Source organism: Chamaesiphon sp. OTE_8_metabat_110 (genome assembly GCF_031382685.1).
In the GTDB taxonomy this organism is placed as follows: domain Bacteria; phylum Cyanobacteriota; class Cyanobacteriia; order Cyanobacteriales; family Chamaesiphonaceae; genus Chamaesiphon.
In genome coordinates this window covers 1-7,931 of sequence record NZ_JANMZA010000141.1, presented here as the reverse complement: position 1 = coordinate 7,931, position 7,931 = coordinate 1, and the positions used below count along the sequence as shown (strand labels likewise).

The window sequence follows — 7,931 nt, the reverse complement described above, 5'->3', positions numbered from 1 at the left end:
CGGCAAGATCGTGCTTATAGCCTACACCCCGTAAATATTCATAGGAGCAGCTATTTGACGGAGGTGAATCGAGAACTATAGAGGCTAACTTAGGGCTGACGCTATCTCCAAGCCCTCTGTATGACTCCTCATCCCCACCTAACAGAATTTAATAACGACATTGCCAACTACCAAAATGTAAGGCTGTTCTGCCTCGTTCCTGGCTCAATTGGGATGTGGCAGGAGGAGATCGTTCATCGTTCGGGCATTATTGAAGATCTGCTGGTTTTGGTCAAAATCAGAGATCGATTGTACAGATACAATAGCCCAAATCCTCTAGATGTCAGAATGTCTCAGCTTGAGATTGCGGAGGTTATCAGGCGCAAGCTGATCTCATCGCTTCGATTTCAAATTGCAATGGCGATAGGGACACTCAGAAGTAGAAGCGAGTCCAAAGAATGACTATACGGATTAGCGATCTTTTTTGACTAATTAAATCTCAAAGTTTTTATGCGATTTTGTCAGACATTACGCCTTAATTCCCAGCTCCGTTTTCAACTCATCTAAAGTTTGAGGTGCAGCCGCGTCGGACTTTGCCCATTCCATCGCACTAAATAACCGTTTCGCGTTAGCTGGAGAGCGGAGTAGATAGACTGATTCTAGGAGACTCGATAGCTCATCAGCAGCAATGAGCACCACATCTACCCCATTCCGGCAGGTAATTTTTACGATCTCACGATTCTCGCTTACTGAGTCGAGGATCTGGTCTAGGTTGGCGCATACCTGAGAGTAGATAATTTCTTGATTAAACACGACTGAACCCGTGAGTTGTACAGTTCAAATGTACAATTAGTTGATTGATTTTGCCATTGCTCTGAATCTTTAGTACAGGATGATAATTCTTATGAGTGATATTAGTGTTACCAATGGCAGCGACAATGTATTTGAAGATGTAGGCTTTGAACCTCTCGAAGCAGCAGAGCTAAAACTTAGAGCCGATCTAATTATAAAATTGCAGCGGTTCATTCGATCTCGCAATTGGACGCAAGCTGAGGCTGCTAAATTCTTTGGAGAGACACCCGCTCGGATTAGCGATGTGATGGATATCAATAGCAAACACTCCAGCATTGACAATTTAATCCACCTGCTTTTGATGGCTGGTATGAATGTCCACATTTCTGTCACTCCTTGATATCTGTTATACATCTGTACGCACATGTGTAATAACAGATAATAAAAGACATTCATTGAAAGCATGTTTACAAAGTAAAACTAGCTTTCAGTAAAGTTTTTAAACTTTTGGCTAAAGATAAAACCATATTGTGTCCGCCAGCGGCGGCAATTTCTAGGGCGCGACGGGCGTGAGCTTGACCTTTGACATCGTGGAGGTCGGCACAATCTAACTGGGGTTGGGCTAATCGTTGAGTGACATCGATTTTGGCTGGCTCAAATTGTTCGGGATGATTGAGAAAGGCGGCGACTTGGGCTAAATCGTTTAAGCCATACACATTCAAACCCTGCACGACGGCTGCTTCATTCGCATTCGCCGCAGGTACTACCAAGCCAGTTATCCCCATCCGCTGTGCGGCAGCCGCGATCGATAGCACTCCCGCAACTGCCCTTAAACTGCCATCTAAGGACAGTTCTCCCAAAAATAGATAATCTCCCAACAACTCCCCGCTCACCTGGTCTGAGGCGGCTAGAATGCCCACGCAGATGGGTAAATCGAAGCTCGGCCCCTCCTTGCGTAAATCTGCTGGCGTGAGATTGATCGTAATCCGCCGCACCGGATAGGCAAAATCCGCATTTTTAGTCGCTGTTTTGACGCGCTCTTTGCTTTCTTGCACGGCAACATCTGGCAAGCCGACGACGGTAATTCCTGGCAATCCGTTAGCAACATCGACTTCAACGCCCACTTTCACCGCATCGATGCCGATAATTGTCGCACTCCAAACTCTGGCTAACACAAGGCTTTTCCCGTTACTCTCTAATCATTGTGCTTAGTTAAGCATGAGATTACAGGCGTAGACAACGATCGAATGTCTGAATTTAGGGAATAGGGAATAGGCTTTTGGTTTTACATCTGTAGCTTTGAGGGAACCGGATCGGGTACTGTTAATTTTTGTGTTAGGTTTTGATTGATATGTATTTAATTCCCTAATCCCTAAAGCCGAAGCCTCATCCCTATCCCCTATCCCCTATTCCCTATCCCCTATTATGAATCTGTCCGCACTAATCCTCACAGCTCTAGCCATTGGTATGGCATTTGGGACGATCTTGAATACGACATTTCCGCTGGCGATCGTGCCATTGGATCGATATTTATTAGCACCAATCGGGGCAGGATTTTTGCGGATCATTCAATTTGTGGTGGTACCATTGATTTTTTCGTCGTTGATTTTGGGCCTCAACCGGATTCAGGGGACGGGACAAGTTGGTAGATACGTGTTGAAGCTGATGACTTGTTATGTGGTGACGAGTTTTATCTCACTGTGTATCGGGATGGCGGTGGCGGTGTTTTTGCAGCCCGGAGCGGGGGTGACGGGATTTGTGCTGCCAGCAGCCACAGCGGCAAATGTCGCGCCTGATTCGATCGATTGGTTGGTGAGTTTGATTCCGACAAATCCACTCGGCGCACTCAGTAGTGGTAATTTACTGCAAATTATTTTTTCGGCGGCTTTATTCGGGACGGGAATTCAAATGGCACAGGCACAAGCCAAGCCATTTGTGGAGTTATTGGAAAGTATTTATACTATCAGTGAGAAAGTGCTAGCGGTAATTTTGTATGCTGCGCCTGTGGGTGTATTTGCCCTGATTAGTTCGACAATTGCAACCCAAGGTTTGGGACTAATTATTCGGCTGTCTTGGTATGTGTTGGGGCTATTTATTGCCACGCTAATTATGGCGGGATTTTATTTAATCTTACTAGTTTTACTCAAAGCCCAACCTGCTAAGTTTTTTCGCAGCTTGATTCCGTCGTTCTTTCTAGGATTTGGGACGGCAAGTTCCAATGCTGTCTTACCGATGGTCTTAAAAAATATGCAGGAAGATTATGGCTTGCGATCGGAGATTGCTAGCTTTGCATTACCATTAGGGACGGCTTTAAAACGCGATGGGGCAACAATTTTACAGGGCTTTAATGCGATTTTTATCGCTCAGATTTACCATGTCCCCTTGACCCCATCGTTATTATTGACGATCGGGCTGAGTAGTTTTTTAGTATCTTTTAGTACACCGGGAGTTCCAGGTTCGGCACTAATTACGATGGCAACGGTACTCTCGGCGGCAGGATTGCCCCTCGAAGGGATTGCGATCGTCGCTGGGATCGATCGATTGACCGATGGTTTTAAGACGGTACTAAATGTGGTGGGCAATAGTAGCAATGCGATTCTCCTGAGTTTGTGGGAACCAGCACCACCGATTGCTGCTGAAGCAATGGTAGCGCCCCTAGTACCGGAACCAGATTTACGGCATTAGGTTAGGCTTTAGGCTTTAGGCTTTGGGGGAAACTACATCGCTATTTTTGGCACATCTGGCATTGCTGAATTGGGATATGAAGCATAGACCTTTCCCCTTTCCCCCTATCAACAAGTCTTGCTTATCACCATAACTGCTGGAGAGCCGATCGGCAAATTAGCTTAGCAGCGAGCGGCTATCTACTTGTCAATTGGCTTAATTGCGCGCAGGCTTATTGAGAATTTGTAGCAAATATTATAAAATGATGATACCTTAATTGTTTATTAATACACTCATAAACTAATGATAATTTTTAGGTAAATTAGACATGAGTTATCGAAGTCAATTAATAATCCCATCAAACTCAAGATTAAGCCGATGTCAATCTGTGAATTTTTGCAAGTGTATTCAGAGCTACAACCTGAAGCAATTGCGATCGAAGATCCGCTGACACAGTTAACATATCAGCAACTAAATAGTCGCGTAAATCAGTTAGCAAACTATCTCCGCAAGCGAGGAATACAACCCGACGTATTGGTGGGAATTTATACAGATCGTTCGATCGAGAGTGCGATCGCTATTTTAGGAGTTCTCCAAGCTGGGGGAGCTTATATTCCACTCGATCCAGCATATCCTCAAGCTAGATTAGAGACGATTCTAGCCGAAACAAACTTACCATTAATCTTAACTCAACAGCATTTAGCCGCAAATCTGAAGACAGCCGGGAGCGATGTATTTTTATTAGATACTCAATGGCACCAAGTCGCCACCGCCAGCGAACATCTCCCAGCCGCAGCAACAACACCCGCTAATTTGGCTTATGTCATGTACACATCTGGCTCTACAGGCAAACCCCAGGGTGTCCAAATTACGATCGAGCAGGTAAAGTGCTATCTTCAAGCAATCGATGAGATTGTCAAAATTCAAGCTGATGATGTTTATTTGCTCTCAGCATCTTTTTCATTTTCCTCATCAGTTAGGCAATTATTACTACCGCTATCTCATGGTGCTAAAGTAATAATTAGTTCTAAAGATAACAATACCAACCTAGCTAGTTTAATCGAACTAATCCAGACTAAAAAAATTACGATCTTCGATACAGTAGCTGCTGTGTGGGACTCTATATTAGTTAGTATCGCCAATCTCGACGGGTTGCAATACCAATTGATGAATTCTCATCTGAGAGTACTGATATTTTCAGGTGGATTATTGACCCCTCAACTATTAGCACGAGTGCGAAACCAATTTCACAACTCACCAGCAATTGTAAATGTTTACGGTCAAACCGAAACGATTGGTGTTTGTGCCTACCCAATTCCTGAGAACTTTGAGCGTACCGAAGGATATGTCCCTGTCGGCGCTCCGTATCCTCACAATCAACTATATCTACTCGATGAGAACAATTCACCTGTTGCCGCTGGTGCTGTCGGCGAATTGTGCATTGCGGGTAGGAGTTTAGCACGCGGTTATGCCAACAATCCGCAATTAAACGATCGCAAATTTATTCCCAACCCATTTACCGCCAATCCACAGGAACGACTTTACAAAACTGGCGATTTGGCACGTTATTTACCCGACGGCAACTTGGAAATCATCGGACGCCAAGATTTTCAGGTCAAAATTCGCGGGATGCGGGTAGAAATCGAAGAAATCGAAACCGTACTCAGACAGCATCCGGCTGTTCGACAAGCAGCCGTAGTGGGTAAAGAGCGGACGCTGAGCAGTACATCCGCAGGCGAACGGATAATTGTGGCTTATATCGTACCCCAGCAAGCGACGATCGATCTCCATAATGTGCGATCGTTTCTCAAGACCAAATTAACCGACTATGCCATCCCATCGGCTTTTGAAATCTTAGATACCCTACCGCTGACACCCAATCATAAATTAGATCGCCACCGACTGCCAGCACCCAGTCGCAAAAATTTGCTACCCATACCGCCGCGCGACGAATTAGAACAGCAGTTAATCCAAATTTGGGAACGCGCACTAGGGGTACAACCCGTCGGGATTAATGACAACTTCTTCGATCTCGGCGGACATTCACTCATCGCCCTCCAACTATTTGCCCACATCGAGCAAATTTGGCACAAACGTCTATCCTGGGGGGTTTTGTTTGAGTCACCTACAATTGCCCAGCTTGCCGAGATTATTCGTCAACAGACGGCTCCAGTCACTGACTCACCCCTAGTTTTGCTCGGGGCGGGTACATCTAGACAACCACCGTTGTTTTGCATTCATGCTCTCGGTGGTACGTTATTTAACTATTACGATTTGGTGAGAAGATTGGGGAATCGAGCGATTTATGGGCTACAATCGTGCGGCATCAATGGCAGCCAACAGCCCCTAAATTGCGTAGAAGATATGGCTAGTTACTATATCAAATCGATCCAAACCATTCAGCCGCAGGGGCCGTACTTGTTGGTCGGCTACTCTTTTGGTGGGATCGTCGCTTTTGAGATGGCGCGACAATTTGCCGAAATGGGCGAAAGAGTGGCTTTCTTAGGCTTAGTAGATATTAAGTCGCCAACAGTGAATAAAGATACAATGTCAGTCAGAAAATGGCTGAGCTTTCATTACCAAGAATTAAAAAAACTCCAACTCAAAGAGCAACTAGAATATTGTAAAGAGAAGATATTTTATCGAGTATCGATTAAAACCAAAGGTGATGCCCAAGGATATAAAGATGTAGTGGCGAAAAGATTATCCGCTTTTGAAATGTTCGATCCTGAATTGCTAAATGTTTTAGAGGCTAATTTGCAAGCTGCCAAAGATTATCAACCCCAAGTTTATCCGGGTAAAGCTACTGTGTTTTGGTGTGAGTATCAGTCTATATATATCGATCGCTACCCCGATTTAGGTTGGGGGGAGTTTGTCACCGACGGTGTGGAAAGTATCGATATTCCCGGCGAACATCTGTCACTCTTGTCCGAACCCCATGTACGAGTGCTGGCTGAAAAATTAAATTTATGTCTGGAGAGAGCTGTAGACGTTATTTAAACCTGGGAGGGAATAGGGAATAGGTTTTAGGCTTTGGGCTTTAGGCTTTAGGGAATAGGGAAATGCCACCCTTCCGGGGGATCGGATGGCAATGGATCGGTTTTACCTAGCTACTACAACTATCGGTATTGACTACTGACTTATTGAGGAGACTATCCAAGCGATCGGTAGACCAGTATTCTGAAGGATACGCCACTGCCGAAATCGAAGACAGGCGAACCACCCAGGTAACTCTCTGGAAGATATATTCTGCGGCTTCATCCTCACTACCAGGGACTAAAATCAAGACTTCCACAAAATCGCGATCGAGTCCGATCGGAATTCCAAAGTAACTTTTGTCGCGGGTTTCAAACCAAACCTTAATCCCATCCTGTAATGCGGCTTTCAAGCGTTGATGCAACAGACTAGATTCTTTGATGTCAGACTTTTTACCCATAGAATTAATTAGAGGAGGGGGATTTGGTGAAGGGTGTTGAGAAAAATTGAATTGGACGAGCTGCTTAACAAATACTGTATCTCTTGATGGTTCAAAAACAACAAAGTTGTCAAGTCGTATTTTCAAGGTGCGGCGATCGGGGACGAGGGGGCGGCTTTATGCGTTACAGTTAATGAAGATGTATACGTTTTGAACCCCAGATGTGCAAGCGGTTCTCGCTAGCCGAGCGGTGGTTCGCACACCCTAAATTAACTAAAATTATGCTCTCCAACCTTTTTGGCGGTAAGAAATCAACTATTCCCTCAGCAACAGATGCGTTACCGGGCAGAACTGAGAAAATGGCTTTGCCTGCCAAACATTTTGTCAATGGTAATTCGTTCGCGCCACCATATCCCGAGCAGATGGAAACAGCAATGTTTGGGATGGGTTGCTTTTGGGGTGCCGAGCGTAAATTCTGGCAGTTACCCCAAGGCGTCTACATTACCGCTGTCGGCTATGCGGCTGGCAGTACCCCAAATCCTACCTACCAAGAGGTTTGCAGTGGGATGACGGGGCATAATGAGGTGGTACTGGTGGTCTTCGACCCCGCCCAGATTAGCTATCAAGATTTGCTCAAAGCCTTCTGGGAAAACCACAATCCCACCCAAGGAATGCGCCAAGGTAATGACGCTGGCACTCAATATCGATCGGGTATCTATTGTTATTCCGACGAGCAACTTCAATTAGCGCAAGCTTCTAAACTGGCTTATCAAGCCGCTCTCGATGCCGCAGGACACAAGGAAATCACCACCGAGATTCTGCCTGCTCCAGAATTCTATTATGCCGAAGTCTACCACCAACAATATCTCGCCAAGAATCCCGGCGGATACTGCGGTTTAGGCGGCACGAATGTCTGTATGCCAGAGAATTTAATTAGGCTTTAGGGATTAGGTTTTAGGCTTTAGGGGTAAGAGGAGGGATTAGGTTTTAGGCTTTAGGCTTTAGGCTATAGGGGTAAGAGGTAAGAGGTAAAAGGTAAAAGGTAAGAGGTAAGAGGTTTAGATAAATATTCCTCAGTCTC

General features: G+C 45.2%; 6 protein-coding genes and 1 pseudogene. 4 read left to right on the top strand and 3 right to left on the bottom strand.

What is annotated here, in order from left to right; translation table 11 throughout:
* Positions 1-507: 507 nt before the first annotated feature.
* Positions 508-792 carry a type II toxin-antitoxin system Phd/YefM family antitoxin gene (locus RMO52_RS05090; protein WP_310411514.1) on the bottom strand — a complete coding sequence of 95 codons (285 nt, stop codon included), beginning with the start codon at positions 790-792 and terminating at the stop codon, positions 508-510.
* A gap of 91 nt (positions 793-883) precedes the next feature.
* On the opposite strand from RMO52_RS05090, the gene RMO52_RS05085 reads away from it, so the two are divergent.
* On the top strand, positions 884-1,171 hold the full coding sequence (locus RMO52_RS05085) for a helix-turn-helix transcriptional regulator (RefSeq protein WP_310411511.1): 288 nt from the start codon (positions 884-886) through the stop codon (positions 1,169-1,171).
* 121 nt (positions 1,172-1,292) lie between these two features.
* Here the strand turns inward: RMO52_RS05085 and RMO52_RS05080 are convergent.
* Positions 1,293-1,946: pseudogene (locus RMO52_RS05080) on the bottom strand (magnesium chelatase domain-containing protein); the annotation flags it as partial.
* A gap of 250 nt (positions 1,947-2,196) precedes the next feature.
* Between RMO52_RS05080 and RMO52_RS05075 the strand changes: the two are divergent.
* Both RMO52_RS05075 and RMO52_RS05070 read left to right on the top strand, forming a co-directional pair.
* Positions 2,197-3,456: a dicarboxylate/amino acid:cation symporter gene (locus tag RMO52_RS05075; protein ID WP_310411508.1), complete on the top strand. Its 1,260-nt coding sequence runs from the start codon at positions 2,197-2,199 to the stop codon at positions 3,454-3,456.
* A gap of 357 nt (positions 3,457-3,813) precedes the next feature.
* A complete protein-coding gene (locus RMO52_RS05070) occupies positions 3,814-6,435 on the top strand; it encodes an amino acid adenylation domain-containing protein (protein WP_310411506.1) in 2,622 nt (873 codons plus the stop codon).
* A gap of 106 nt (positions 6,436-6,541) precedes the next feature.
* Here RMO52_RS05070 and RMO52_RS05065 read toward each other — a convergent pair whose 3' ends face one another.
* Positions 6,542-6,871, bottom strand: coding sequence for a hypothetical protein (locus RMO52_RS05065; RefSeq protein ID WP_310411503.1), 330 nt, complete (start codon positions 6,869-6,871; stop codon positions 6,542-6,544).
* Between the two features lie 260 nt (positions 6,872-7,131).
* Between RMO52_RS05065 and msrA the strand changes: the two genes are divergently transcribed.
* Complete coding sequence (gene msrA / locus RMO52_RS05060) at positions 7,132-7,794, top strand: peptide-methionine (S)-S-oxide reductase MsrA (RefSeq protein WP_396134891.1); 663 nt, start codon at positions 7,132-7,134, stop codon at positions 7,792-7,794.
* Positions 7,795-7,931: the final 137 nt, after the last annotated feature.

What these genes read in the sequence shown, in the direction of transcription:
- RMO52_RS05075 (WP_310411508.1), top strand. Translation starts at nt 2,197, where the DNA reads ATGAATCTGTCCGCACTAATCCTCACAGCTCTAGCCATTGGTATGGCA.
- RMO52_RS05065 (WP_310411503.1), bottom strand. Translation starts at nt 6,871, where the DNA reads ATGGGTAAAAAGTCTGACATCAAAGAATCTAGTCTGTTGCATCAACGC.
- RMO52_RS05085 (WP_310411511.1), top strand. Translation starts at nt 884, where the DNA reads ATGAGTGATATTAGTGTTACCAATGGCAGCGACAATGTATTTGAAGAT.
- msrA (WP_396134891.1), top strand. Translation starts at nt 7,132, where the DNA reads ATGCTCTCCAACCTTTTTGGCGGTAAGAAATCAACTATTCCCTCAGCA.
- RMO52_RS05070 (WP_310411506.1), top strand. Translation starts at nt 3,814, where the DNA reads ATGTCAATCTGTGAATTTTTGCAAGTGTATTCAGAGCTACAACCTGAA.